This is a genomic window from Gimesia aquarii, from assembly GCF_007748175.1.
GTDB lineage: Bacteria > Planctomycetota > Planctomycetia > Planctomycetales > Planctomycetaceae > Gimesia > Gimesia aquarii_A.
The window spans coordinates 2,089,917-2,116,908 of record NZ_CP037422.1; the positions used below are offsets into that span (position 1 = coordinate 2,089,917).

At 48.1% G+C, this 26,992-nt stretch carries 29 protein-coding genes; 17 read left to right on the plus strand and 12 right to left on the minus strand.

The window, feature by feature from the left end:
- Positions 1-29: 29 nt before the first annotated feature.
- From V202x_RS08335 to V202x_RS28055, 3 genes are all read right to left on the minus strand, one after another.
- Positions 30-1,463, minus strand: coding sequence for a FecR domain-containing protein (locus V202x_RS08335; protein ID WP_145172934.1), 1,434 nt, complete (start codon positions 1,461-1,463; stop codon positions 30-32).
- Positions 1,460-1,996: a sigma-70 family RNA polymerase sigma factor gene (locus V202x_RS08340; protein WP_145172936.1), complete on the minus strand. Its 537-nt coding sequence runs from the start codon at positions 1,994-1,996 to the stop codon at positions 1,460-1,462. The genes V202x_RS08335 and V202x_RS08340 overlap by 4 nt, the downstream gene beginning before the upstream one ends.
- Positions 1,997-2,344: 348 nt before the next feature.
- Complete coding sequence (locus tag V202x_RS28055) at positions 2,345-3,436, minus strand: bifunctional transcriptional activator/DNA repair enzyme AdaA (RefSeq protein ID WP_145172938.1); 1,092 nt, start codon at positions 3,434-3,436, stop codon at positions 2,345-2,347.
- 177 nt (positions 3,437-3,613) lie between these two features.
- Between V202x_RS28055 and V202x_RS08350 the strand changes: the two genes are divergently transcribed.
- Both V202x_RS08350 and V202x_RS08355 read left to right on the plus strand, forming a co-directional pair.
- Positions 3,614-4,159: a DUF1572 family protein gene (locus tag V202x_RS08350; RefSeq protein ID WP_145172940.1), complete on the plus strand. Its 546-nt coding sequence runs from the start codon at positions 3,614-3,616 to the stop codon at positions 4,157-4,159.
- A 122-nt stretch (positions 4,160-4,281) separates the two neighbouring features.
- Positions 4,282-5,601 (plus strand): hypothetical protein, encoded by a 1,320-nt coding sequence (locus V202x_RS08355; RefSeq protein WP_145172942.1) that lies wholly within the window; start codon positions 4,282-4,284, stop codon positions 5,599-5,601.
- 187 nt (positions 5,602-5,788) lie between these two features.
- Here the strand turns inward: V202x_RS08355 and V202x_RS08360 are convergent, their stop codons facing one another.
- Positions 5,789-6,784 carry a sugar phosphate isomerase/epimerase family protein gene (locus V202x_RS08360; RefSeq protein ID WP_145172944.1) on the minus strand — a complete coding sequence of 332 codons (996 nt, stop codon included), beginning with the start codon at positions 6,782-6,784 and terminating at the stop codon, positions 5,789-5,791.
- 250 nt (positions 6,785-7,034) lie between these two features.
- Here V202x_RS08360 and purE point away from each other — a divergent pair, with 250 nt between their 5' ends.
- Positions 7,035-7,529: a 5-(carboxyamino)imidazole ribonucleotide mutase gene (purE, locus tag V202x_RS08365; RefSeq protein WP_145172946.1), complete on the plus strand. Its 495-nt coding sequence runs from the start codon at positions 7,035-7,037 to the stop codon at positions 7,527-7,529.
- Positions 7,526-8,665 carry a 5-(carboxyamino)imidazole ribonucleotide synthase gene (locus tag V202x_RS08370; RefSeq protein WP_145172948.1) on the plus strand — a complete coding sequence of 380 codons (1,140 nt, stop codon included), beginning with the start codon at positions 7,526-7,528 and terminating at the stop codon, positions 8,663-8,665. Before purE ends, V202x_RS08370 begins: the two co-directional genes overlap by 4 nt.
- Position 8,666: 1 nt before the next feature.
- Here V202x_RS08370 and V202x_RS08375 read toward each other — a convergent pair whose 3' ends face one another.
- Positions 8,667-9,347 carry a 7-carboxy-7-deazaguanine synthase QueE gene (locus tag V202x_RS08375; RefSeq protein WP_145172950.1) on the minus strand — a complete coding sequence of 227 codons (681 nt, stop codon included), beginning with the start codon at positions 9,345-9,347 and terminating at the stop codon, positions 8,667-8,669.
- Between the two features lie 160 nt (positions 9,348-9,507).
- On the opposite strand from V202x_RS08375, the gene rph reads away from it, so the two are divergent.
- The 4 genes from rph (at position 9,508) to V202x_RS08395 (ending at position 12,736) form a co-directional block, all read left to right on the plus strand.
- Positions 9,508-10,248: a ribonuclease PH gene (rph, locus tag V202x_RS08380; protein WP_145172952.1), complete on the plus strand. Its 741-nt coding sequence runs from the start codon at positions 9,508-9,510 to the stop codon at positions 10,246-10,248.
- A gap of 116 nt (positions 10,249-10,364) precedes the next feature.
- Positions 10,365-11,006 (plus strand): DUF6985 domain-containing protein, encoded by a 642-nt coding sequence (locus tag V202x_RS08385; RefSeq protein ID WP_145172954.1) that lies wholly within the window; start codon positions 10,365-10,367, stop codon positions 11,004-11,006.
- 43 nt (positions 11,007-11,049) lie between these two features.
- Positions 11,050-11,697, plus strand: a complete 648-nt coding sequence (locus V202x_RS08390) for a hypothetical protein (protein ID WP_145172956.1) — start codon at positions 11,050-11,052, stop codon at positions 11,695-11,697.
- A gap of 259 nt (positions 11,698-11,956) precedes the next feature.
- Positions 11,957-12,736 (plus strand): ATP-grasp domain-containing protein, encoded by a 780-nt coding sequence (locus V202x_RS08395; protein ID WP_145172958.1) that lies wholly within the window; start codon positions 11,957-11,959, stop codon positions 12,734-12,736.
- Positions 12,737-12,801: 65 nt separating this feature from the next.
- Here the strand turns inward: V202x_RS08395 and V202x_RS08400 are convergent, their stop codons facing one another.
- Positions 12,802-13,209 carry a globin gene (locus V202x_RS08400; RefSeq protein ID WP_145172959.1) on the minus strand — a complete coding sequence of 136 codons (408 nt, stop codon included), beginning with the start codon at positions 13,207-13,209 and terminating at the stop codon, positions 12,802-12,804.
- Between the two features lie 221 nt (positions 13,210-13,430).
- A complete protein-coding gene (locus tag V202x_RS08405; protein ID WP_145172960.1) occupies positions 13,431-14,369 on the minus strand; it encodes a sulfatase in 939 nt (312 codons plus the stop codon).
- Positions 14,370-14,495: 126 nt separating this feature from the next.
- On the opposite strand from V202x_RS08405, the gene V202x_RS27985 reads away from it, so the two are divergent.
- Together V202x_RS27985 and V202x_RS27990 are read left to right on the plus strand one after the other, a co-directional pair.
- Entirely contained in the window at positions 14,496-14,621 is a 126-nt protein-coding gene (locus tag V202x_RS27985) for a hypothetical protein (RefSeq protein ID WP_261343758.1), read from the plus strand.
- A 48-nt stretch (positions 14,622-14,669) separates the two neighbouring features.
- Positions 14,670-14,804, plus strand: a complete 135-nt coding sequence (locus V202x_RS27990; RefSeq protein WP_261343759.1) for a hypothetical protein — start codon at positions 14,670-14,672, stop codon at positions 14,802-14,804.
- Between the two features lie 60 nt (positions 14,805-14,864).
- Here the strand turns inward: V202x_RS27990 and V202x_RS08410 are convergent, their stop codons facing one another.
- The 3 genes from V202x_RS08410 to V202x_RS08420 form a co-directional block, all read right to left on the minus strand.
- Complete coding sequence (locus V202x_RS08410; protein WP_145172962.1) at positions 14,865-15,332, minus strand: DUF1569 domain-containing protein; 468 nt, start codon at positions 15,330-15,332, stop codon at positions 14,865-14,867.
- Positions 15,333-15,436: 104 nt separating this feature from the next.
- A complete protein-coding gene (locus V202x_RS08415) occupies positions 15,437-15,817 on the minus strand; it encodes a gamma-glutamylcyclotransferase (RefSeq protein WP_197993294.1) in 381 nt (126 codons plus the stop codon).
- Positions 15,818-15,828: 11 nt separating this feature from the next.
- A complete protein-coding gene (locus V202x_RS08420; protein ID WP_145172966.1) occupies positions 15,829-16,104 on the minus strand; it encodes a TfoX/Sxy family protein in 276 nt (91 codons plus the stop codon).
- Between the two features lie 136 nt (positions 16,105-16,240).
- Between V202x_RS08420 and V202x_RS08425 the strand changes: the two genes are divergently transcribed.
- From V202x_RS08425 to V202x_RS08450, 6 genes are all read left to right on the plus strand, one after another.
- Positions 16,241-16,690 (plus strand): hypothetical protein, encoded by a 450-nt coding sequence (locus V202x_RS08425; protein WP_145172968.1) that lies wholly within the window; start codon positions 16,241-16,243, stop codon positions 16,688-16,690.
- Complete coding sequence (locus V202x_RS08430; protein ID WP_145172970.1) at positions 16,690-17,697, plus strand: hypothetical protein; 1,008 nt, start codon at positions 16,690-16,692, stop codon at positions 17,695-17,697. The genes V202x_RS08425 and V202x_RS08430 overlap by 1 nt, the downstream gene beginning before the upstream one ends.
- Before the next feature lie 25 nt (positions 17,698-17,722).
- Entirely contained in the window at positions 17,723-18,508 is a 786-nt protein-coding gene (locus V202x_RS08435) for a hypothetical protein (RefSeq protein ID WP_145172971.1), read from the plus strand.
- Position 18,509: 1 nt separating this feature from the next.
- On the plus strand, positions 18,510-18,869 hold the full coding sequence (locus V202x_RS08440) for an NADH-quinone oxidoreductase subunit K (RefSeq protein WP_145172973.1): 360 nt from the start codon (positions 18,510-18,512) through the stop codon (positions 18,867-18,869).
- The gene (locus tag V202x_RS08445; protein WP_145172975.1) at positions 18,862-20,748 is read left to right on the plus strand and encodes a hypothetical protein; all 1,887 of its coding nucleotides are present in this window, start codon (positions 18,862-18,864) and stop codon (positions 20,746-20,748) included. Before V202x_RS08440 ends, V202x_RS08445 begins: the two co-directional genes overlap by 8 nt.
- Before the next feature lie 67 nt (positions 20,749-20,815).
- Complete coding sequence (locus tag V202x_RS08450; protein ID WP_145172978.1) at positions 20,816-22,453, plus strand: proton-conducting transporter membrane subunit; 1,638 nt, start codon at positions 20,816-20,818, stop codon at positions 22,451-22,453.
- On the opposite strand, the gene V202x_RS08455 is transcribed toward V202x_RS08450, so the two are convergent.
- Complete coding sequence (locus V202x_RS08455; RefSeq protein WP_145172987.1) at positions 22,454-25,045, minus strand: alpha/beta hydrolase-fold protein; 2,592 nt, start codon at positions 25,043-25,045, stop codon at positions 22,454-22,456.
- A 327-nt stretch (positions 25,046-25,372) separates the two neighbouring features.
- Here V202x_RS08455 and V202x_RS08460 point away from each other — a divergent pair, with 327 nt between their 5' ends.
- Entirely contained in the window at positions 25,373-26,272 is a 900-nt protein-coding gene (locus V202x_RS08460) for a YHYH protein (protein ID WP_145172989.1), read from the plus strand.
- 98 nt (positions 26,273-26,370) lie between these two features.
- Here the strand turns inward: V202x_RS08460 and V202x_RS08465 are convergent, their stop codons facing one another.
- Positions 26,371-26,958, minus strand: coding sequence for an RNA polymerase sigma factor (locus tag V202x_RS08465; RefSeq protein WP_232098912.1), 588 nt, complete (start codon positions 26,956-26,958; stop codon positions 26,371-26,373).
- Between the last annotated feature and the right edge of the window lie 34 nt (positions 26,959-26,992).

Here is a 26,992-nt window from a genome sequence, read left to right on the forward strand (position 1 = left end):
TAGATAATAGACAAAACCTCTGAAACAAATCAGCGTGCGCGACGATACTCAAACGTGCCTGCCGAGTATCGATCTACGAATATTTGATCAATTTTTATCGGGAAGTTCTCAGGATCAGATAACCACTGCGGTTGATCTGAGTTCACCTCGCTCAAACCTCGCTCAAACCGGCTCGTACCGACAAATGAAATCAGGCCGCCGCCATCGTCGCGCGACTTCAAGTGCCGACGAGAGCCACTCACTCCATCATTTCCGTTTGGCTCTTTCTCTCCATAACCATATGCCACAATCGAGTAAGCCCCGGGTTCGAGTCGCAACGGAGATTTCAAAGGCTGAAATCGATTCGAGTCAATCAGTTCTGCATCATCACCAGGCGCAAAGGCTACCACTGCCAGCCGCTTAGTCCCTTTATCGTCTTTAAAGTCATCAGGTGTTCCCAGATCATCGCGCTGCCAAAGCTCACACACGAGCTGTTGTTTCAACCCATCAGAGCCGCTGTCAAAAACACCCAAGCGTGTCACTTCGATCGGCTCGTTCACCACAAAATCGTGGCCCAGTTTACCGTGATATGCCTGTGTGCCTTTGGTATTCTTTCGTGTTCGATAGGCAATCTTGAGTGAATCTTGATTCTGCTCTGGCTCATCTCGCAAATCGACCGGTTCGATCTCGATGTAGCCTTCTTTTAAAGGATCAACGCGCACGGCTTCTTTCGTTTTTAACATTCGTCTCTCAGTAGCTCCCATCTCGTCAGAGCGTTTCACTTCGACAAGTCCCTGGTGGACCTGAATATCGACGACTTCCGCATCGTAGACACGAACTGTAAACTCGGTTCCAAAGTCAACCACCTCTGCGGCGGTTGTTGACACTTTAAATCCGATTGCCTGCCGGGGTACTTTTAAGGACGCTATCCCGGAAAACAAGCGCACGACATCCGGGGAAACGATTTTGATTGTAGTATCCCCTCTCAATGTCAACTCAACACCATTCATAAACAGCAGTACTGCTTTACCATCTTCTAAATGCAACCAGCGATCAACCTGAATGGTTTCACCCAACTCTGCTCCGAGCCCCGGATGTTCCCACCAACCATCCTGTGATTTCAGGGTCGCCACGCCTGTGTTAGCTGAACTATTCTCAAGCGACTGATAAATAATAACGCCCATCAGAAGCATTGCTGCCACAACAGTCACACCAGTGACCTTTTGCCAGAATCGCGGTGTCTGGTTTTCGTCCCAGCCTTTGGTTTGAAGCAACGAAGTTGAACCCTCAAAGAGCTCGGAACGCTTTGCGGTGACAGCTAAATGCCCCAGCAATCCCATGTGTTCAAGGTAAAGTTTGCGTGCGTCTGCGTTTTTTTCGAGGAGTTTTGAGAGCAGTTCGACCTGTTCGTTCGTAACAGTTCCATCATCAATGGCGGCGAGCCATTCCTGCAGATTCGATTCCCAGTCATTCTGAATGCTCATGCTGACGGCCCCATTTCAAAACGACGCTGAATACAATTTTCGAGCCGCTTGAGAATTCTTCGAATCCATAGCCTGACAGTAACCTCGGATCGGCCCACCTGACGTGCCGTTTCCTTGAGTGTTCCCTTGGATCGAAACCGTAGCAGAATCAATTCTCGATCAGACTTTGTCAGACTCGCGATGCATTCATCCAATGCCTGTGAACGATATTCCAATTCATACCATAAATTACCGGTATCCGTAACAAGTTGTTCAACAACTTGTTCGTTTAAACACCGCGAACGCCTGTTTTTCGTTCGTCGATATTCGAGTACTTTGAAATGCGCAATGCGACAGGCCCAGGCAGAGAAGTTCGTTCCCTTCTCAAATTCGTCTAGCTTCTCCCACATCAACGTGACGACTTCCTGAACAATGTCTTCCACATCTTCGCATCCAGGTAACAGCGCGCGCACGAGCCCAAACAAACGCCCTTCATTGGCCATAATCAGCCGGACGAATTCATCAGGTTGGAGCTGAGACGAGTTTTTAGACAACAGTAGAATCTACTTATTAATGAAAATGAGATTAATGAAATGTTCCCTATAAATTCCTTACTACTTAATAAATGACCTTAGACTGAAAAACCGAAAGATCGTTTTTCGGACCTATCTTCAAAATGCTACGTATCCTTTTTCCACAGAAAGAGTTATGAATTTACTTTTTTATAGATTATTCTTGTGTGAGGAGAAGAATCAGTCTCTTATCAAAATCATCAAAGATTTGGGGGAGACTGTCATGGAGGGCGTAAGAGACCTGGCATCCCATTACTATTTAATGAGGTGAATCAGTCTCTAATAACATGATTAATTGTGCTTGACTTCTCTAGATTGAGCTACTGCATTTTATGTTGTATTCAGAGGTAATTCACGGCTTTCAATTTCCAATAGTCGCTTCTTTCGCCAGAGCCCACCGCCGTAACCTGTCAGCTTTCCGTCTGCGCCGATGACGCGGTGACAAGGGATCAGAATTGAAATGCGGTTATCACCATTGGCGCGGGCGACGGCACGTACGGCCGCTGGTTGGCCAATGCTCTTGGCCTGCTCGGCATAGGAACGGGTTGCTCCGAACGGAATCGTTTGCAAAGCGGCCCAGACTTTTTGTTGAAACTCGGTCCCGGGTGTAAGCAGCGGGACATCAAACTCGGTTCGCTTCCCTGCAAAATAGGCCTGTAACTCCGCATCGAGTTGTGCAAAGAATGGACTATCTCCTGGCAGCGTTTTTGCATTCATGCGTTTGTGCAAACGATTGAGCTGGGTTTCCAGCATCGGACGGTCGGCGAATTCAAGTAAGCAAATCCCCTGCTCCGTCGCACCCGCTAACATCGGGCCGAGTGGGGTCAGTATCCTGGTGATGGCAATCACCTCTTGCCCGTTGGTCTTTGCTGGCGCGCTGCCGATGGTTTTCTTGAAGCCATCACCGAAGCCACTCAGTGATTCATAACCACTCTGAAAGGCGGCATCTGTGACTGATGTTTTGTGGCGAATTTGGCCAAAGGCCTGGTTGATCCGTCGCATCCGTAAGTAGGATGTGAAAGTCATGCCATGTAATTTCTGGAACCAACGACGAACACGTACGGGATCAAGTCCCCGTTGCCTCAAATCTTCAGCCTGCAAGCGAATGGTGGCATCCTGTTCGACTTCTTCCAACAAAGGTTGCAGCCATTCGGGTGTGGCGCCTAAATCGATCATGGGATGACAGATCTTGCAGGCACGATAGCCGCTGGCGATAGCCGACTTCGCATCGGGAAAGTACTCGACATTTTCCGGTTTGGGTTTGCGGGCCGTACACGAGGGTCGACAAAAAATTCCCGTTGTACGAATCGCCGCAACGAAAACACCTTCGAAGCTGGTATCTCTGCGACTGAGCGCATCGTACATCGTTTCCCGGTCGGGAAGTGTGGCTGTGTCATTCATGTTTGTGTCTGTACTATTCATTTTGTAGAACCCGGGTTTTTCAAGCCAAAATACCATCTCCAAAAATAATACCAGTTCCACAACCAGCGGCAACCGCGAAACGGACAAGGAATTTTTCGAAAACCCATTCCTGGAAAATTCAATTCCGAAGCCCTAAAATACCCCCCTAAACATATCATACTAAAATGAGGAACTGAAATGGATACCACAGGCCAATTTATGTCATCGATAATCAACGTATTCGAAACCCACAAACGAATGACGGAGCGAGCCGTTGAACAAGTTCCCGATGAGAAACTCCACACCGCCCTTGATGAGCACACGAATTCTATTGCCGTGATTATGAAACACGTTGCAGGAAATCTGATCTCGCGCTGGACCGATTTCCTGACAACAGACGGCGAGAAGTCGTGGCGGAATCGAGACGATGAGTTTGTAGACTCGTTTAAGAGCCGCGCGGAAATCATGGAATACTGGGAACGTGGCTGGTCGTGTGTCTTGGAAGCTCTCAAGAGTTTGACGGCAGAAGATCTTGAAAAAACAGTCTCCATCCGCGGAGAAGCACACACCGTACCGCTGGCAATTGAGCGCTCACTCGGACACACCTGTTACCACGTAGGTCAAATCGTCCAGGTCGCCCGCATCCAAGCGGGGGATGACTGGCATACTCTAACCATCCCCAGAGGTGAATCAGAGCAATTCAACAAAGCGAACTGGGGAGAAGATGGGAAGTCGCATTCGTGATGGATATGATAAAAAAGTACTCATGAAAGTGAGTGCTTATTCAGTAGGCGAAGATTTTGAAACAAAATACCTTTGAGTTAGAATCTGAAGCTCATATCAAAGTATTAGCTACTGGAGACCTCATGACTACGCCTATTGATCAACTTAATTTCGGTCCTCACAACGAGGAAGTGCAGGATGTGATTGCTTTCGTGCAGTCCGGGAAGCTTCTCTCGATTCCCTTCGATCAGCAACTCGCGGAACACTCTGGTTACAAGATCAAACAGATTCATACATTTGAAGAGATCGACCTGTATCGAAAGTCAATAAATGATTGCAACGATAATTATAAGCCATATATCAAGCGTACTGACTGGGATGACATTTTACGTGATGATGTCGCCAAAATGATGAACTACGGTGATATGTTTAACAACCATCTTTTTCAACAGACCAAGAAATTAGAGGACTCTCTGTCTTCTCAGTTTGGACAACTCTGGAAACAATTCTTCTCCTTGTTGAATGATCAACTCAACGGAATTCTGATTAAGGAAGAGTCAGAGATCATCGCCGATGAACTATTTATGATCTGCAAAAGCAGGGCGATCTTCTGCAAAGATAGTGGATTAATGCACGAAAGTCTGTTTCCAATCTATCAGGCAGGCGGTTACCCCTGCGGTTGGGAAGGAGCATTTCCCCGCGGACAGATTGCCGTTTTTGTACCCGATCCGAGTATTCCCTGCATCTTTCCTGAAAAAAGAGACGATCCAAATTTCGAAAAGGAGAGGGATGTTGAGACGGAAGCGGATCGCTCGCAAAAACCGTTCAGCTCTCATCAACCTCAACTCTGGCACGGTATTACATCGCTGGAGGGAGAATATGCTTATGCCGCCATTGATGAGCACATCCAATTCGCTTTGGGGGACTTACTGGAGACGATCTGGAGTGATCCGGATATACAGGAAGAAAAAGAATCAGGGGCAGTTTTTGGGGACATTGCGGGAGAACCAATTCCCTTACCCGAACGATTTATCTTAACTCTGATGCTCAGGGGAATTGAAAGAACGTATCTTGTTTCTCATCCTGACAGTCAGGACATTATCGAACAAACTCAAGAGATTATTGAAACAGGAGAGACGAGTGGCTTCGCTTTTGAGGTCAGCAGCAAGAATCAAACGGTCCGTTTCTATCACTATGATGAAGACGGATATTGCGATGAAAAACTGGAAGTAAGTGCAGATGGCATTCAGTTTGAATCCGATCTTAGGGAACTGGAAATCCCACTCGATCAGGAAAACCTGTTTGAAATTGTCAATAACTGCTTCGAATACCACGAACTCTTTGATCTGATGTTGAACTACGATGAGCTGATCACCGGCCCCGACGAGCAGGGGCTTGCAACCGCCACGCTCAAACGTATGCCCGAACTCAAGTATGAAATCGATATCTTGAATCTGGATTGAAGTAAGATGATTTGGGGACGCCAGACCTAATAGTCGTGAATTTTGTTCTGATGATTTAACGGCAGCTAGCACTGTACCGCTCAGGATGTGGGAGCAAAATATTCAATGCCGCGCATGCAAAAAGGGAGAACGACGTTCGTTCTCCCTTTCCGCATTGAGCCGATCTAACCGAAGCTCTGTATTAAAATCAATCTCCGAAGGCGCCGTCGAAGGCGATGTCGGAGGGTGAAAAGTCGACATTTTTGACGAACTGGCACGCTTCGCGGGCACCTTGATCGCGGTTCATGCCCATGTCTTCCCATTCGATGGAGAGCGGGCCGTTGTATTTAATATCGTTTAACGCGCGGATGATTTCTTCGAAGCGAACTCCACCTCGTCCGACACTACGGAAATCCCAGCCACGGCGTTGATCGCCGAATGACAGGTGACTCGTCAGGATACCGGTGCGACCGTTTAAGGTGACTGAGGCATCTTTCATGTGTGCGTGATAAATGCGATCGGGGAAGTAGCGAATGAATTCGACGGGATCCACGCCCTGCCAGATCAGGTGGCTGGGATCGAAGTTGAAACCGAATTCTTCGCGATTGTCGATGGCTTTGAGTGCCGTTTCTGCGGAATAAATATCGAAGGCGATTTCCGTGGGATGCACTTCTAATGCAAACTTGACGCCGCATTCCTGGAAGACGTCCAGAATCGGATTCCAGCGATCCGCGAATAATTGAAATCCACCGTCGATCATTTCTCGCGGCGTGGGAGGGAAATCATAGAGCAGATGCCAGATGCTGGATCCGGTGAAACCATTGACGACACTCACGCCCAGTTTTTGCGCGGCGCGAGCCGTGTTCTTCATTTCCTCAATCGCCCGGTCATTCACACCGGCGGGATCACCGTCGCCCCAGACATATTCAGGCAGGATCGCTTTGTGGCGTTCGTCGATGTTGTCGAGTACAGCCTGTCCCACCAAGTGATTGGAAATGGAGAAGAGTTGCAAATCGTATTTTTCGAGCAATTCGCGTTTGCGATTACAATAGGTATCGTCGGACAACGCTTTGTCGACTTCAAAATGGTCTCCCCAGCAGGCTAATTCCAAGCCGTCATACCCGAAGTCTTGTGCTTTTTTACACATCTCTTCCAGCGGGAGATCGGCCCATTGTCCGGTGAATAATGTTACAGGGCGTGCCATGAGAAGATCCTTTCAAATTGTCACATCTGGGAATGAATAAATCGTCTCTAACACTAGACCAGAGTGCACAGAATGTCAAACGAACCCGCACTTGTCCTGAGCAGCCTGCAAAAAAAGGGGATCGCAGACTCCAATCAGGTAAAGAAATTGATTATTATGCACAGCCAAGTCCGACCGGAGTATCATAATTTTGCTTAGAAATTAGCGACTTTCGCCGATTCCCTTCGCCTCTAAACATGAAAGTTCCATTATGTCAGAAAAGAGTCCCCCCCTGGTGGGTGTGATCATGGGTAGTCAATCCGACTGGGATACGATGAAAGAGGCGGCTGCCCTGCTGGAACAGTTCAATGTAGCTCATGAATGCCGCGTGGTCTCGGCACACCGGACTCCCGATTGGATGAACGAATACGCCAAGACTGCGGAAGAACGGGGGCTGGAAGTCATCATCGCAGGGGCGGGTGGCGCCGCCCATCTGCCGGGAATGGTTGCCGCGCAAACGGTGTTGCCGGTTCTCGGCGTGCCCGTCAAAAGTCGGGCTTTAAAAGGGCTTGATTCGCTGCTCTCAATTGTACAAATGCCGGGTGGCGTGCCTGTCGGAACGTTGGCCATCGGAGAGTCGGGGGCAAAGAATGCGGCGCTGTTGGCGATACGTATTCTGAGCAACTCCCGCCCGGAACTACGCCAACAGATGCACGAGTTCTGTAAAAATCAAACCGATAGCGTACTGGAAAATTCTGAACTATGAGTGATTTGATTCCTCCCGGTTCAACGCTGGGCATGCTGGGAAGCGGCCAACTCGGTCGCATGTTTGCCATCGAAGCCCGCCGCCTGGGATATGGCGTGCATGTATTTTCCCCCGAACGTCAGACTCCCACGGGTCAAGTGGCTGATGTCGAAATCTGCGCGGCGTATGACGATCTGGAAGCGGTCGCCAATTTTGCCAAGAATGTCGATGTGATTTCGTTCGAGTTTGAGAATGTGCTCTCGGAAACGACAGAGACCGCCTCGAAATACGCGCCCGTGCGACCCGGCGCAAATGTGTTGCATATGGCACAAAATCGGATTCGTGAAAAATCGCAACTGCGTGATGCCGGTATTCCAGTCACGCCGTTTGCTGTCGTGCGTTCGGTTGAGGAATTAAACGGCGCGTTGAACGAGTTGGGTAGTCCGGCTGTACTGAAGTCGGCCACGTCCGGCTATGATGGCAAAGGACAGGTCAAAATTGATACTCCCGAAGTTGCAGAAGCGGCCTGGAATGAAGTGGGGGCGGAGGAAACGGTACTCGAAGCCTTCATCGATTACACATGTGAACTCTCGGTCGTGGGTGTGCGGGGGATCGATGGAGACTTTGCCGTCTATGGTCCGATGAAAAACGACCATGTGAATCACATCCTCGATATTTCCGTTTTTCCCTCTGGTGTTGGAGATGCCATTGCAAAAGAGGCGATCGAAATCACACGGGCGGTGTTTGAGCACCTGGACGTAGTCGGGGTGATGTGCGTCGAATTCTTTCTGACCGTTGATCAGCGACTGATGATCAACGAAATCGCACCGCGGCCGCATAACTCCGGGCACCTGACCATCAATGGTCACGTAACGTGTCAATTCGAACAACAGGTACGAGCGATTTGTGGACTGCCTTTAGGCAGCACAGACTCTCTCGGACCGACGGCGATGGCGAATCTGCTGGGCGATCATTTGGAAGCGGGGCAGCCGAACTGGAACGCGCTGAAACAGTTCAACGATGTCAAACTGCATCTCTACGGCAAACGTGAATCAAGAATTGGTCGCAAAATGGGGCACTTGACGGCGCTGGCAGAAACTCCTGAAGCGGCTGTCGAACGCGTCCAACAGGCACGCACAGCGATTTTTAACGGCTGAGTTATTTGCCGCGCACATTACCCCAGAGTTCGATGTGCATCCGCCGCGAGACCTGACAACCGGCTTGCTTTGCCGCTTCCTGCAACCAGTCCATCCGTTCGTTGAGCATCTCTGCTGTTGTCCCTTGCGGCATCAAGTAAACGTGTGCCCGGTCAATGTCGGGATAGCGTTCCAGATACGCTTCGATTTCGTGCAGGTCTTCCCGTTGATCGACAACAAATTTGATCTGATAGGGATACTGCTTAATGAGCTCATGGATCACATGCGGCTGATCGCGTCTTGCATCATGACGATGTGCCCAAGCAGGGTCTTTGACGGGTGTGGAGTTTGACAGTTTAGGACTGATCGACATCAGGTCTGCCCGCACATCCTGCAAGATGGTCCCTGCCGTCTCGATGGTGATCACCTTGCCTGCCGTATGCAGACGTTGTGTCAACGTTTCAACTTCGTGGGTTACCATTGGTTCTCCACCAGTCACCACCGCATGCTCACAATCGTATTGCGCGATGTGTTCCATGATGGCGTCGACCGACATTTTCTCTCCCTCGGGCTCCCACGACGTATAAGGAGTATCACAGAACCAGCACCGCAAATTGCAGCCACTGGTGCGAATAAAAATCGAGGGGACTCCGATCCACTTACCTTCACCCTGGGGTGAGTGAAAAATTTCTGAGATCAACAAAAGAAACGCATCCTGAAACGAGAGGAAAAAAGAATGATCCTCATCTTAATAGAAAGCGTTCCTTCTTGCATTGAAATGCGCGGTCAAAGCGTGGTAACTTTAGCGAAAAAACAATTCAACGTGGATAACTATTTGACTCTTCAGAATTTAGGACAATATCATGCGCCATGACTCTCGCCAGCCTGATCAACTTCGCCCCATCAAAGTCGAACGTGGATACACCAAAGCCACCCCAGGCAGTATCCTGATTTCGGCCGGTGATACCGTCGTGCTTTGCACAGCCAGTCTGGACGATAGTGTTCCCCCCTGGAAAAAGCATGAAGAAAATCCCGGTGGCTGGGTCACAGCAGAGTACAACATGCTCCCCGGTAGTACATCCCCTCGTAAAAAACGTCGTGCCGACGGACGTTCAAGCGAAATTCAACGGCTCATTGGTCGCAGCCTGCGGGCGGTTGTCGACTTTGATGCGTTAGGACCACGGACGATTACCGTTGACTGTGATGTCCTGCAGGCCGATGGCGGTACGCGTACGCTGAGTATTACCGGCGGCTTTCTGGCGCTATTGGATACGGTACTTTCAATTCCCGATACGTGCGAACTGGCCGAAGGGGAGATCTTTGATCCGAAAAAAGTATTCTCAAACAGCGTCGCCGCGGTGAGCGTGGGTGTGGTGAATAATCAACCCGTGCTCGACCTGGATTACATCGAAGACAGCACCGCGGGAGTCGATATGAATGTGGTAATGACTGGCAGCGGGGATTTTGTTGAGGTTCAGGGAACTGCGGAAGGACAAATTTTTGACCGCGGATTACTCGACGCGCAACTCGAACTGGCTACGTCTGGAATTCAGCAACTGTCGGCGATTCAGAAAGAGTGTATTGGTGAAGTGTGGCCGATTTGATTTTTTTCTACCACGAAAAGCGCTAAAGGCACGAACGAGATTAGTTTAATGCGTTGCAGTGATAGGATCTGGTTTCTCAGGGTATCTTTTTCCAGCAAATTATGGTTTCATTAGTTATGAATTACTATGGCCTTTTTATTACCATGTTTTTGCTGACGGTCGTGGGTTGTGGAAACGATGATCCACAGCCGGACGATCCCGCGAATGATTTCTCGATGTTAGATCTAACCGATCCTGATGAGATTGCAGACTGGGAGGCGAGTTCTGATAACATTGATCATTCAAAAATCAAAGTTGTCAAACTGAGTTACTTTTACGATGTACTTGGCAACAAAAAACCGAAACCACCTCGCGCTGTGGCAATCGAAATCAGCAAATCCAAGCTAAACGGCATCACTCCGGAACAACAGCAGGCACTCGACTTTTTCATTGAAAATGAACGTGAGATTCATGCCACGGTTCGCAAAGCCATTTATAATTATTATCAGGTCTTATACCCCGACTACAAAGAAGCGCAAGAGGACGCGTCAGCGCTTTATGGAGGACCTAAGAATATCGATGACGTCCTACCTCCGATCTTAAACGGAACTGAACTCGATCAGATAGTGGAATTTGCATCAATTCGAATCAACTCCACCACAGACGGCAAAGCCACAATCGGCATTGAAGCTTTTGGAGAGTGGGACATCAATGGTATTGGACTACGTTTACAGGATGGTGAAGTTGTGGAAATCGGTAACGCCTATGTGGGGCTTTAAGTACCAAAACAATAGCAATCCAGAATTATGAAGAGGAAAGCCTATGCTCTTTATGCTTGGAAAGTTGATTGTAAAGGGTTATGGACTTTTGTTGGCGATGGCCGTCGGTGGTCTGGTTTTTGCCAACCTGTTCGGGTTGATTGCTTTTTTTGTGCTTGCACAGGAATGGGTCTCTGATCGTCTACAAGCCTCTGGTGGTACAGAATCAGTTCTCTGGTGGATGCATTGTGGCTGGTTTGTCGGTGCGGGGCTCGCTCTCTTCGGAACTGTGACACAAAATCAAAAAATAAAAAAACGATCTTTCCAGGTATCGGTAGATCATGAAGATGAGCCAGAGACGCCTGCCCCTAAGAAACAGAAGAAAAAACGACGTACCAAGCCGAGTGGTATTCTTTCCTCGATCGGAGTCTTCAGCCTCTTCGGCGGATTCCTGGGTCTGATGCTGGGGGGATCATTAGTGTTGTTCTGGTTCTCGCTTACCTATAGTCCTTTTGCTCCAGCAGGCTGGGCGTCATCTGTCTCCGTTGAGCAACGACAAGAACCCGGTTCTGGTCAAACAAAAAGTATGATGACGACAAACCATCCTGTGGCCTTTTACCTCTTTGGCACTCCGATTGTCCTGGGCATCACAGCCGGAGCACTAGCGGGAGGCATTGGCGCTGCCATGGGAAAGGTGGAAGACATCGAATGACAAAGACTGCTTGAAATTGATGAATTCGAGCACAATGCGAGCCTCTTTCGCAATGACAGTCGATCAATATCGCTACTACCAGTCGCATCAACAGACGGATCTGTTACGATTTCCAGAGAACTTTTTCAACACGTGTTGTGTCCGCTATTTAATATCCTGAGTCCGATCATTTAATTGAGAAATCCAACTCACGGGACTCAGCATTAATTTGATTCGGTTCCACCCTTTGGTTACAAATTTTTTAGTCTGGGAATGCATCATGCGTGCTTATGTACAACAGTTTCTTAAAGGGGATCCGAATTACCTTAATCTGGAACGGATTGCGTATACATTCTGGGAAAGGGGTTATGAGGTGTTGCGATTTGATTACCCTGAGTTCTGTAAAGGAAACCTGGATCGCGGTCTCTTGTCGTATCCAGATGAAACGATTGTAGCTGGTGGTGTGGGAATGGTACGTGAAGCGATCAAACGGGCAAACCGCTCTCTGCCTGAGTTGCTGGAACTACCAAACTGTCTGAAGCCATGGATTGGCCGTGAGTACTGGACTTCTACCCTGGAAGAAGTACGACAGCCGTTCGAAAAAGAAGAGTATACGCAACCAGTCCATGTAAAGCCTTTGTACGAACACAAACGATTCACAGGAACCGTATTCAGAGAATTCCGCGACTTGATTCCCTCTGCTGCCGTTGATGGCGCAACTGAAGTCCTGGTGCAAGAGGTTGTGGAATTCGTCTCTGAATGGCGTGCATATATTTTCCGTGGAAACATCAGGCGTGTCGCAAATTATCTCGGCGATCCACTGGCTTTCCCCAATCCGGTTCAAATGCAGGCGGCTCTGGAAGCATTCGAAAATCGACCTGTTGCCTGTAGTATGGACTGGGGAATCACATCTGCGGGAGAAACCCTGCTGGTAGAAGTAAATGATGGTTATTCACTTGGGAATTATGGCATTGACATGCACATTTATACTGCGATGATTGAAGCACGCTGGAGAGAAATAATGGGACTCGAAGATAATGGAATTGGTATGGGAATCTGAACAGGATGTAGAATAGTCTTCGAAATTGAGCATTATCCGCGAACCCTACTCACAATATCGATTTATTAATACCGCTTGACCATATAGCTAATTACATAGCCGAGAATGGTGCGCCAGGTATTTTCAACAGCTTCGTTCCACTCTTCGTCAAACTCTTGCACCGTTTCGATCACCGCCTCCAACCAGATATCATAAAGTCGAGCCTCTATATTCAGATGGTTTCGATCATGGGTCCTGGCGCGCTCGCGTAGTTCTCGCAGTGACTCGGGATCGCCGGCTGTGGCACCAGCGGCTAATCTGAGTGAGCGAAGCAACATCTTGTTCTGCTGTTCGAAATCGGTGTTGTGGAATTTATCACGAATCTCAGCGGACGTTGACAAAAAGCGATCATAGAAGGCTGGAATAAAGCCTTCCTGTTCCATACAGCGGTCAAGGCTTTGTAGAAACTGATCTTTGGGTGTCAATGCTTCCATTGAAAATCCAATCCAATAAGGAGGTTTCTCTGCCAGCGGGCTTGTAACTGTATTAGCACTTGTGCGGTTAGAAATCAATATGCAATCTAACTTGAGTGATCTGCCTGTGAAATAATCTCGCTCTCAAATTCTGCAAAAGGCATACGGCAAGCTGATTTGAAATCGATCAGTGATTCAACCCAATGTCAAAGTACCAGGCCTGAATATTGTCATTCAAACTATTAATCCGACTTATGTTTGGCTTTTGTTTTCATGCCAAAACTTGGATCACCGGCGTCAACAGGCATTGATTGATTCCACTTGAGTACTGCTGCGATGAGTCGGCTGGTCAGTTGGGGATGCTGATCAGCAAGATTCGTCGATTCGGCAGGATCGCGTTCCAGATTGTATAGCCGAGGTCGTTTGCCTCCATAGTCACAGAGCAACTTCCATTTGCCCTCACGAACCGCGAGGTCGGGCAGATTTTTAAAGCTGCGAAAATCTTTGCGATCGGGAGGACGACGGAAAAAAAGTGGCGCTGAGCGAGAGTCAGTTGATTTTCCGATGAGCGTTTCGGCGAGATTCTCGCCATCGAAGATCACCTCTTCGAGTACTGAGACTCCGGCTAAATGCAGCAAGGAGGGAACCAGATCGATGGCGGCAAAGACAGATGATTTATTGAGCGTGCCCTGTTGTTCTTTTGGAATCCAACCCGGTCCCCAGACAATGAGGGGCGAACGGATGCCACCTTCAAACAGAGTCGCTTTCAGCCCGGTAAAAGGACCGGCGGACCCCGCGTTTTCTTCCGGTCCATTGTCTGAACAGATTAGAATGAGCGTGTTCTCGCGCAAGATGGCGTCGTTTTGAATGCGTTGAAACAGGCGTGCGAACTGCTGATCCATTTCCTCCAACACCGCCAGATAGAGGCCGCGTTGGGAATCAGCCCAACCTTCTAAAGAGGGGAAGAGTGGCGTATGAACATCATCGGGCCTTCGGTCTTCTAAAAGTCTGTATTGTGGAGGAAGGCCTATTCGACTGAGTTTTACATAATCCTGATGGACCTCTTTGGTCCCCCAGAAGTAGGTTAGTACCCAGAAGAAGACCAGTATCAAGAATAGAATAGACGGCGAAAGTAGAAAACGTCGGTGTCTAATGAGATTGTTTCTGATTTCGAAATTCATGAATTGCCTCGAGAATATCAGATACCACACATACAATTCTAAATATAACAAAAATATCTAGTCTTTAAAATTAGATTTCCTTTTTATTACTCAGGCAACTAGATCAAATCAGGAAAAGGCATCGATATGGAATTGAATAATCAGACAGATCCGCAATGGCTCATTGATGTAGGTAAAGAAGATAAAGAAGTTGGAGTATTCGCGATTTCCGACGTCGAGAGCCCGGAATTTGGTGCCGCTAAAATTGTCTAAGTTCCTGGAATCACTTATCCGGACTGTGTGAAGAGAGGATTATTCACAATGGCTTTCAAATGGATTCTCAAGGCTTTAGCTGCAAAAGCAGCGGAGCATGAGTTTTCGGAAGAATATGGAGTTGATGGTCAACCGAGTCCAGGTGAATGCCTCTGGGTACTGGGACAATGCGTTAAGCAGTAAATGAAGGTCCCTTTTAAAATACACTACATTCTAACGAAAAATTCTTATACTCAATGGAGTTTACGGTTCGGCGATGAAGCTCATGTGTAATTCTGCATGTCGTCGATGCAGGAGATCCCACTCATCGCGGGTCAGCTCGCCAAAAATGGGGCTGGCATAACGCTGCTCTTCAGTTTGCATACGTTGGACCGATTTTTGTAAATGCTCCAGCCCTACCTGATCATCAATTGGTTCCGGCTCTAAAGCACGTTTAAACGGTCCCTTTAGTTTAAAACCGGGAGACATGCCGTTCTTAAAAATATGGGATTTATAATAATATGTTCCCACCATGCGAAAGAGCCAGGGTGCTTTAAACGGGAATCCATCCAACGACAAATCCATGGTCCGAGCCAGATGGTCGAAAATTTGGCCTTTTGTCCAACCTCCTGTTGTGGATGCGCCTGCGGCTGTCAGCCGGTTGGCGTCATCGGCAATCTCCTGTAGAGAACCATAAGAGAGTGTTCTTCGATTGGCAGTTTGTGTAGACATGGAATACTCCCCAATTCAATGTTTGTCTGAGAAACGACAGTGACAGGATCAATAGTTTATTTTTGGAATTCGCACAAAGAATAACAAGTCCCTAATTTTGAGATTCAGCTCTGCTTGGTCCAGTTACTCCCATTTTTTTTGAGATGAGTCACATCTCCCTGAAAATAGTATGCCTGAACGATTTGGTCGTCGGATGGACTGATTAATTCGATTGTGTCTCGAGAAAACCAGTTTTCGGCAACGCCTTCGACTTCATCGAGCAGTTGTACTCCCGATTCATCGACACTCCATAATTCTCCCTGGATGCCAATGCCTTCTGGCACATCGACAACGAGACCTGGATATTCACCGCAATCATACATGGTGTAGTGAGGGGCTGTAGTCGCCTTTGTGAGAAATATTTGATTTTCCAAAAATTGAGAACGGCAAAAACCACGCTTTAACGTTCCATAGACAAAAATCAGAGTTCGGGATTCCTGATTCATCTTCCTCATCTTTATTCATTCTGGACAGCAGTCCGCAGCCGTTGTTTCGTCTTTTCAGACAGCTTGTTCCAAGGCAAACCAGTCAGCGCCCCCTCAAGGGCGTACAATAAATTCAGGCTGCATTGAGGCGCTTTGCGTTTTGCCATCAGATATGCGGCCACGGCACCTGTCTGTTTGAGATCACCCAGGGTGCGAATTCCGACCTGTTCCAGCCAGCGAGCACTTTTCGGACCCAGATTTAATAATTCTTCACTGGGAACTACATCATGTAAAGGATCAACCGACATTACATTTTCTCATTTGAAAGATTTGCGGGTGTAAACACACTTCGCAATCGCAGACGATTCACTTAAAATCTGACGAAACGTTTTTCGTTTGTCTATTTGGATTAATTATACAGACTCCCTTCCCTGAAAGCCCGCCATGGAATGGTTTGCCTTTCTCATTTATTTTCTGATCGCTTTTTTCTGCACACTCGTTCTATGGTTTATGATCAAAGTTTGCTTCCGTGATACTATACCCTCTGAGCCAAAATTACCCGAACCAAAAGAGATCGACACCATTCCCCTGGTCGCCAAAGAACGGCTATACTGGAATTTCAGCAGCGTGCTCATAGTGATTCTGACATTACTGCTAGTACTGGGGATCAGTGTGCGTGACTTGCCGCTCTCTCATCCCGTGATATTGACATTGGGAGGCGCGCTGATTTTGATCTGGATGATCAGCCTCTGGTCAAAGATGTTGTCTTTTTGGCCTCCTGTTCTGGCATTATTACCTGATCTCCCTGAGTTTCTTCTTTCTGATTTCTCTGAGTTTGGAGAGTTAGAACCAATACCCGTTCCAGAGACGACAGACAAAAGCGAGAACGCATAATGGTTTCGATTTTGGTGTTTCTGGTTCTCTTACCGCTCTCACTGATTCTTACAGGGCTTCAGCACCCGTCTTCACAGCATGGAAACGGCAACCACTTTCTTAATGCGTTGCACGATGTATCGCGTGCGCAGAACCAAATCGAAAATTTTTCCGAACGATGTTTGCTCTTTCTTTCATTACTCTGTTGCCTGGTTGCGATGATCATACTTCCCCATTTTATCGAAAGTCTGACAACGCGATCATACTCCATCATCCCGATGCCCCAACTGATCAACGGTGACGGATCATCGATCGTTTTGCTGGGACTTTTGCTGATTCTGCACGCGGCAGGTGAGATCAGCCTGGCAAACGGTGAACGAGGTTATCAAAACCGATATGCAGTGCTCTGTCTCAACAGTTTCTTCTGGTTGCCCCTGCTCTTTGCGTGGACGTCACTCGCGTATTATCTTCGACTTGGCGACAATCACAGCACATCGGCTGGGGTTTCTACAGTGTGGCTGGTGTTGCTGCAACCACTGGGAAGCCTGGCACTGATTCTGGCATTGCTCGGCCCTTATTTTATGGTCAACACGACACTTACCAGTAATAAAAAACAGGTATACTACTGGATTCGTGAATTGCGAATGCTGATCAGCCTGTTAGTTATTACGATGACCGTTGTTGGCAGTCGCACCTGTTTTTCACCCGCGGAAATACAAAATACCCCCGGTGAAATGATACAGTTCTTTATTTTGCCTGTGCTGTTCCTTGTTTTGTTGCTACTGGTTAAACGTCTCGAAGTTTATTTTAAAATGCGAGGGGGACTAATTGCACTATCGTTCTGGAAATCGACACTGTGGCTGGCATTGATCGCATTAACGGCCTCGTTTCTGGCCTTTCACGTTTTAGGGATGTCAGATCCCTGGATGCATGTGTTACTCAATTTTAGTTTGCTGGCGATCTGGGGCGGATTGATCGCTCCCAAATTTCACATTCCACCAGCGACATCACTCAGGAAGCATTCATAGAACTCCCTTCAGGAATCGATATGAAATGGACGAACTTTTATTTTATCTGCCAGGCTCAGCAGACAATTTGCCGTTTTTGACGCTGGCCGTACTCGTGCTGCTGATGATTACGGGCATTTATGGATACTTGAATGCGCAGACAGGCGCTTCTCCGAAACTCCGTTGGGGATGGCCTGCACTATCTATGCTTGCATTGGCGATTTTATTTTTTTGGTTCGGACAACCTCTCTCAGAGGAACAAAGTACTCGCCCCAGCGAAATTGTTATTTTGATCAGCCAGTTTTTAACGGGAATGATCGTACTGGGCTCGGCTGCTGCTGCTGTGCTCTCATCTGATTTGAAATGGTCGACGACAGCGGCGACGATTTCCTTTATGACAAGTGGACTCTTATTTCTCCAAACCGCTGTCTTACCTGTCGTGTTATTGTGCTGGTTGATTCTAGGTGGAAGTGTGATCCTGTTTTTGTGGCACGGTGTGACACATCAAGATATAGATTCTGAGAGTACAGAGCACCAGGCCCCGTTCCGCGAACCGTTTCTGTCCTGTCTGGTCTGTGGATTGTTACTTTGCAGTTGTCTATGGGTTGTTCATCGAGAATGGGGCCCCACATCAACACATTCCATCGAGGCAGCGGAAACAACAACTGTTCTTTCAACTGTTTTAATTCAACGATTCTTAACAGAACACTGGCCGACCTTCATCCTGATACTGATTTTTATCGCAGCTTCCTTTGTGGGAGTCTCCCATCTGCTGGCGATTCAAACGGAAATCTACCGCTCAGAGCAGAATCACAACAGAGAGGCTCACTAAGATGGTCTTACTGCATGCGTTACCCATGCTGCATAATCACCTTTTCATCGCCATCACGCTGATTGTACTCGGCTTTCTGGGAATGCTGCTTCAGCGAAATGCACTTGCAACCGTGTTCTCACTCTTAATCTGGTTGCAGGGAGCGGGCCTGATTTTTATGAGCTATGGTCAGTACCAAAACTCACGAGAAGGCAACCTTTATTTTCTCATCATCCTGTTTCTCATTTTGACGTTGCTCAGCGCACTCGCCGCACTCATATTTCGACTACGCGAATCCGAGGAACAGGACAACCTGGTAAGAGGAACCGACGAATCACAGAGTGTTTTCCAGAGTCAGGAAGGAACGCGCGATCGTGGCTAAAACCATCACGTTGTTACTTCAATTGAGTTTGATTATCCCCTTTGTGATGGTGATTGTCTCAGCGCTGATTGGTCTTCGCGTGCTAAAAGGTAATCCGCGCTGGCCCGCCCTGATTGGCGTCTCACTCACAACCATAGTGGCGTTGACATCAACGCTATTTTTCCGATCCACAATTCACAGTCAATCATATTCCCAGACTCTCTTGCATTGGCTCACATTTTCAGATCAGCCGGAAGTGGCTCTGCAGATTGGTGTCCTGTTTGATCCTCTCAGCGTTTCCTTTTTCATGCTGATCTCGTTAGTTTCACTCTTTTATCTAGTATTGAATAGTACATGGTCTGTTCCTTTCGCTTCAACTTCCCGGTCCAGCAGTCGTTTTACTGCGCTCCTGTATTTAATGTGTTTCTTCGCCACCAGTGGCATCGTACTCTCGACGAATTTCCTCCAATTACTGTTTTTCTGGTTCTGTTTATCAATGAGCATGAACCTGCTGCATGAAGTCACTCTCAACTCTGACACTCTCTCAGGACAACCACGTCGACAATGGTGGGGCTGGAATGCGTTTTCGGACGGCATGTTGCTTCTGGCTGTGTTTTTGATTGCAGACAACTTTAAAACCGTAAATTATCTACAATGTCTGCACCCGAGTGCCATCCAGGCCGTCCACATCAAAAACTCTGCCGCACTGCCGGGAATCGGAGTCGTGCTCTTCTTTGCCGCACTGCCTCGACTGGGATTGTTTCCCGCTTCCACACTTGTCCTCAGTAATGAACGTCCCTGGAGTTCTTCGTCTCTAGCTGTGTTAAATCTGTTAGCGCTACCAGCGGGCCTGTTTTTACTACTTCGCTGCTCACCAATATTGCAAGCAGACGAAGCTAATCAACGGCTGTTGATTCAGCTGGGAAGTGCTTCCGCACTTCTGACGATGTTGTCCGCAGTGAGTCTCTCTCCCCGTCAACACGGCGATCGTTTCCTGTGTTGGATTTCTGCTACGCTGGGGGGAATGGCGGTCGTGATTTTGGGAATGAATACCCCCGATGCAGTCCCTCTGACCCTGACAATGATCTTACTTCACAGCTGTGTTTTCTCAGTCTTGATTCCTATGATCTGTCTGTTGCGAGCCAATGCCCTTTCTGCACATTCTTTGACTACGTTTAAAATTTGTTATTTACTGCTCATGGTGGCTGAGCTCATTGGACTTGGTTCTCTCCTCGATCCATTCATTTTAGCTAGAAGCATGGCAAGTGACACGCGTGCCGAATTGATGGTCTGGTTGATGATCCTGAATATCGCTGGAATTACATTCGGATTCGCCCGGTTTTATTTTTCACTCAATTTCAAATGGATGTCTTCTACTTCTTCATGGAAGATGTCCCTGCTCCCACTCTGGGGAATCTCGCTACTGATCAGCCTGACCGGTATGTTCCTCTTATTGTCAGTCCCATTCTTCCATCAAATCTGGCCTGGGTTGACAAGACAGGCAATGGAAAATCCGTTTGAACGCGACTGGTTTTTGTGTAGCGTGTTCTGTATGTCAATCATCTTGTCAACGGTTCTGGCCTGGATGTGCGCGCCAAAAACAGATGTCAGCACATCAACGGAAAAACCAAAGTCCGCGTTCATTAAACTGGGGCAGTCCCATTTCTATTCTCTTCGAATTCTGAACCAGACATTGAGCAATCCCCTGCATGTCATCGCAAAAATGGCTTCTCTCCTTGATGGCTGGATTCTCAATCGATTCATTCGGGCTTCTCTCGAAAAGACTCCTCGTTATTGGGGACACATTTTACATCAGATGCAGAATGGCCAATTTGCATTCCAGACTCTGGTTTTGCTGTTTACCCTTTCCATTTTGATGATCGTGATCCTGATATTGTAGATCCAAGCACCGTCGTTCGTTTCAAAATTCTTACTGCTTACGAAATAAAATTCGCTTCGAGCCATACATGAACTCATTCCTGAATCCCATCATTTCGCTGGCCCCCGTTTTACTGGTCGCGATGCCAGTTGCCGGCGCCTGTTTTGGGTGGGGCATTTCAAAATTAGGACTTGAATTCAATCGCTGGACATCATTTTCTAATACGATTGTTACCGTTCTGATCCTGGGAACGGTGATATTTGCTCCCTTCAGAAAAGACACGCAAGAGCAAACTGACTCACAACCGATGCGCCAGATCTCTGTCACTTTGAAACTTCCTGAAGTGACCTCTGCTCAATCTGATGCAGTCTCTCCACGTACCTTCAAATGGTCTCTCGATTCTACGAGCGTCTGGTTTTTATTGCTGCCAACCTGCCTGTGGCCGATTCTCGTTCTCTTTTCGCACCAGATAATTGATGCTTCACGATTGCATTATTTTCTCCTGCTGCTTTTACAGTCAGTGCTCACAGGCATCTTGGTCTCATATGATCTCATCAGTTTTCTTTCATTTTTACTGCTCACCACGTTTTGTTTGCTCTGCCTGATCCGTCTCTGGAGCGGTTCTCGTTTCCGTGATGAATTTGAAAGCACAATGTACCTGCAATTTCTTGGTGATGGGCTCATTCTCGGCGGGCTGTTATTGACGGCCGTTGGTTATCAGTGGATGCAGGGAGTCCTGTTGGAAGCACCACAGCCGGTGACATTTCAAATGACTCAGCTTTTGCAGGGCACTGCCAGCGAGTTGTCACTCTACCCACTGGCCGAGGCTTATTGGAATACGATTTCGCCCTGGATTTTCTTACTCCTGCTGACGGGCTTTACGATCAAAGGCATGTTCTTTCCCGTACATTACGGGGTGACACAGTGGTTGCATGTTGTCTCAGCGCAGCCCCTCTCTAAACCACTTCCGGTCGGCTGGTATCTGGTGCTGTTGGCACTGATGACAAAAATCTGCATTTACGGCATGATCCGCTTTATGATTCCCTTGAATTCGACAGTTAGTTCCCAGCTCTCTTCTGTTCTGGCGTTCTGGGGCGCTTGTGGTTTTCTTCTAGCGGCGTTCATTGCGTTTGTCCGCCGCGACCTGCTGCAAATCGTTGTCTGGTTTTTAATCGGACAGACTGCTTTGACATTGACAGTTTTATTTGCGTCAGAATCAGCAACCGTCTCGAACTTTATCTTGTTAAACGTGATTCAAGGGCTCGCCTGTTGTCTCCTCTTACTGGTCACTCCGCTGATTTCAAATCAGGAACGCAGTCGAACCAACAAACTGCTGCTTTTGGTTGCAGTACTCTCAGTCATGACACTCATCGGTGCACCTGGTCTGGGAGGCTTCACTGTACTGATCGCTCTAACCTGGAGTCTTGTTAATCAAAGTCTCATTCTCGGCTTCTGCTATCTGTTGGGCACGCTGTTGTTCAATCTCACTTTGATACGTGCTTTCTGGCAACTTGTAAAGCAGGAACATCAGGAGATACCTGCTCAGGATGACGACAGAAAGAGTGCTCTCAACGAAAAACTCGGGCTCGCCTGTCTTGCGTTCAGTCCTGCGATGGCACTGATTCTCTTCATGGGAATTTCACCCACCACTCTGACAGAAAAGAGTTCCTTCGCGCTCCACGAAAGTCACGTTCATTCTTCCGAAAGTCCCACCACCGAAAACTGATCAGTTATCGGCTGCTTCGTAGAGGACCACTTTCTGGGTATCACCCTCTGATTGAAATTCGTAATGTGAACCGGCGGATAACGTGTAAACTTCCCTGCGATTGTTGACCGAACGCCGGTAGGTGAGTGGCGTGGCTGTATCGAACGCATGGGACTCCCCTGGTTTCAATTTATAAGGTCCCCCCCAATCACTGTAAGGACTCTTCAGTTCGTATTCGATATCCTTTTTAGTCAGATTGGTAATCTTGAGTTCCGGTACAGAGAATGTCGCCAATAATTGTGGGGCAGCCCAGTTGACCTGATTCACTCGATATCTGCCAAAGCCTAATTCAATATCCGGAATGACGGTGGTAGAGGCGGGGCCTTGTTTGGTCCAGCCATCCCAGGCGGCTTGTACGAGTTCTTGCATTTTTTTCTGGTTGATTTTTGCATCCTGTGGTTGGTACTTCGGAGCAAAGCGCGCATTCCCGCCGATTTGAGAGTCTCCTTCCCAATCCAGACGTAGTGTCCGCTTGGAATAAGTGGGTTCCTGAATATCCGGTTCGACATCCTGACTCACCGCCAGGGAATATTCGGCAAAAGGAATCCACTCTTTATCTGACGCTGATTTCTTGATCGCCAGGGAAATTGCCGCTTGTGGCACGACAAACCGGAACTGATTGCGCCCATCTTTTTTGGCTTTCCCTCCATCTTCTACCTGAATCGGTTTCGTTAAGATCAACTCCGACCAGATTTGTACATTGTCACCATAGCGTTTTAAGTCGGGAAATACTTGTTGCAGCGTTTTCGGATCTGCCAGGGGATCAAACGAATGACCGGGGATGTCCAAGACCGGAATCCGAGCAATATCTGCCTCGACCAGCATGTCTGTTAACGGCTTGAGCATGCTGGGGGCCACGCCGATTTGTAAATCGGATACTTTGGGAATATCGCTCACGGGCCTGCCTAACGATGTAAGTCGTTTGACTTTCCCCTGAGGTTTATTGGAGTCCAGGGCTGCAACTGTCAGACCAAAGCTCAATGAAATCCCTTTTTTATCGGTGACGACTTCACTGGGTGAGAGTCTCATCCGAGGATGATAGACGGGTAACGGCCAAATGGCATCGACGATATCACTCGCTTCGTCGAAGTTCAACTGTTTTTCCAGCTCATCGACCAACCCTGGCACAATCGCTTTGACTTCTTGTTCAATCCGTCCTTTGCTGCCATAAATCCCACTGACTAAACCACTAGAAACTCTGTCTGATGTCATACCGATGCCCCGTGTAGAAACACCATAGGGTCCGGAAACATTCCAGTTATCCTGTGGAATATTAAAGCGGGTGCGCAATAGTCGAAGCCGAATCTGGTTGTTCTGAATATAGGGTCTCACATCAAAGCTCAACCAGACGGGTCGCTGATAGCCGATACTTACGGAAATTGGGCCGGCGACGGCAGAGTGACGGTTACCGGAAACGTAAGTCGCATTGATCGAAAGGTTCACTTTCTGGATACCCAGTTGAATGTTGAGGGTGCCTGCCGCATAGGCTTCGATTGCCGCCCTGGCTAATTCACCTTGATACGAGATTCCTGAAAACTGGACAGAGAAGCTGCGCCCCTGGGCGACAGTCGAATCGTAAATGTCATTGATGCGACCGACCAGCATATCTTTGGGAACCATACTGGGTACGGCGTCCGCTAACGACTTCAGAAACTGATTTCCCAGGCGTACGGAAACAGCATCGTCGATAATTAATGCTGGTGTGAAGGGACTCTTCGGGTCGACATCCGCAGGTTGTTTCCGATCTGGCTTAACCAGCAACGGCGCATTGGAATCGGGAACGAGAGAGGGGTTTTGCATCCAGTCGAAGAGCGGCTTTGTATAAGCCACTTTCCAAACATCATGTCCCACCTTCGGTTCGGTAAAACGTGGTGTGCCACCCGCCTGCTTGATGGCTTTAATCATCCGTTCTGATTCGACGGGAAGTACAACCCGATCGTCGGCACCGTGAAAGGCCCAGATCGGAACCTCTTTCAGTTTTGAAGCCCATTCGGTTTTTCCACCACCTGACATGGGTACCACGGCTGACCAGCGTTTGGGAAACGCTGCCGCCATACTAAAGGCACCATAGCCCCCCATCGACCAGCCTGTCAGAATTTGTTGACGGCCATCAATAGAGTAGTCCTTCAGCACTGTGTCTAAAATTTTGAGTGCCCGTTTGCCATCACTGGTCTCTGCCAACCAACCACCCAACAAGCGTTCCTTCATATTCTCCGCTTGAGGAAACACAACGATGAACGGAAAATCATCCGCTTGCTGTTTCACAATCGGACCGAGCCCGACCTGCGTTTGCTTGAGACCATCGTTTCCACGTTCACCCGCGCCATGTAGAAACAAAATCACCGGATATTTTTTCTCAGGTGAGTAAGCCTTAGGAACAAACACAACATAACGGTGCTCGCCCGCTTCGTCTTGATAAGTCGCATTAACAAATCCCGTTTTGACCGGTTTTGTTTGGGCTTGAAGCACTGCCGAAGAATTCAGCAATAATATCAAAAGCAGCATTAATAAGCTTGGGAATGCAAACGTCCGATTTGTTCGTTTTGACAGCATGGGTCCAATCCGTTTCCAGATTCAGTAGAATCGGTTTGAGGGGTCGTTCAATCCTTGATTGAGAGAATTTAGTACCAGGCATTTATCACATGACTCATCACCTGATACGTCGATTTTTGTTTGCGGCAATGTGACTGTCAACAGAACGCCGGTCTCAAGTCAATATATTAGCGTATTCCTGAAGTCGACACTTGGAACGAACAAACCCACCTCAAAAGAAAACCGTAAAAAAACGGTGGATTTTCCTTTAGATAGACCGTTATGTCCTAATGTAAAGAATCCATGAACTTCCACAACAGGTGACATTCCAATGAAGAGGGTAACTTCATGATCCGATTGCTCGCATTCTGGTCCGCCATCGGTTTACTTAACTCAGTGCCACTATTTGGATTTCCGCCTCCCGGTTTTATCCCTGATTTTGGAGGGAATCGAGCTACAAATCAGGTCAGGATCGTCACCAAAGGAAATTATCGTTACATCTATTCCAATGGGATTCCCGATCATGAAACGGGGCGTTTTCCGAATCGCAACAATCCGAACACGATACGTCCACAACGACAGGAATTGCGAATTCCCGCCGAGCCACGAGTGGCACGAAATACGACTCCTGCCGGACATTCCGCATTTGGAATCGCTCTCAATGGCGTTCTGTTCGATCCGGGAACTGCCGAGTATTGGAATCGAAATCGGCGATCCGGTTGGAATTATGAAGCGCTGTCGGGAAAAATTAATCTGGGACTCGATCAGAGTAATGCACATGTTCAACCCACGGGTAGCTACCACTACCATGGTTTACCTCATGCTCTGATTTCAAAATTAGGCAAGCCGGAACAAGTTGTCGCCATTGGTTATGCAGCAGACGGGTTCCCCATTTATGCCCAATATGGATATACCGACGCCAATGATCCCAAGAGCAAAATCAAGAAAATGAAATCGAGCTATCAGATCAAACAGGGAAGAAGACCTAACGGCCCTGGCGGTCAATATGATGGGACGTTTGTCGCAGATTATGTCTTCGTTGCCGACTCAGGAGATCTGGACGAATGCAATGGCCGCGTAGGACTGACTCCCGAATACCCCGAGGGGATTTACCATTATTATTTAACGGAAGATTTTCCCTTTATTCCCCGTCATTACCGGGGAACGCCAGATCCCAGCTTTCAAAAACGTGGACCAGGTCCGGGGGGAAGGCCACCAGGGCCACCGCCCGGAAGAAGACCTTTTTAGTAGAATTCCAAATCCTGGAATACGTACCGAATTATCAAATCTTCACCTAGACAATGAAACTTGATAGAAAACAGACCGGACCAGAATCGTCTGCTTTTTTAGAGCGTCCGCGTCTTTGGTTTGGTTTCTCGCATCTGACTCCGTGCGCGCGAGAGCGTGGGTCCAATCGAGTTTTCAGGAATGTCCAGATCCGTGCTGATCTGGCGGTAGGACTTTCCCTGCAAATGGTATTGCTCCACAACCTGCGCATCTGCAGGCGGCAGTTGCTTGATCATGTTGTGAATTTCTTCCTGATCTTCCTGCATTTGTTGCTGACGAGATTGTTCGTCGGGAATACTCTCCAACTTCGATTGAGTCGCAACATGCCCCAAAGCTTCAGCCATGCGACGTTCCACCATTTTTTTTACCACGACACGACGGGAAACCACGGTCAGGTAGGTCGCCAGTGAACTGTTCCCGCGAAAGTTGCTCAGCACCCGATAGTCGTTTGCCAACAGAACCAGAAAGACTTCAGAAAGGAGGTCATCTACGTCGCTGTCAGTGACCCGAACACTGCGGGCGTGGGCAGTGTGATGAATCACATGCGTAAACAGACCAATGAACCGGTCTACGAAATCCTTCCATGCACCCGGCTCTTCCGCCAGACAGCGTTTGAGCAAATTCTTATCGATGTCAGTGAGTGCCACAAGTCGCCTCAATTCAGTTAAATTGCTACCATCT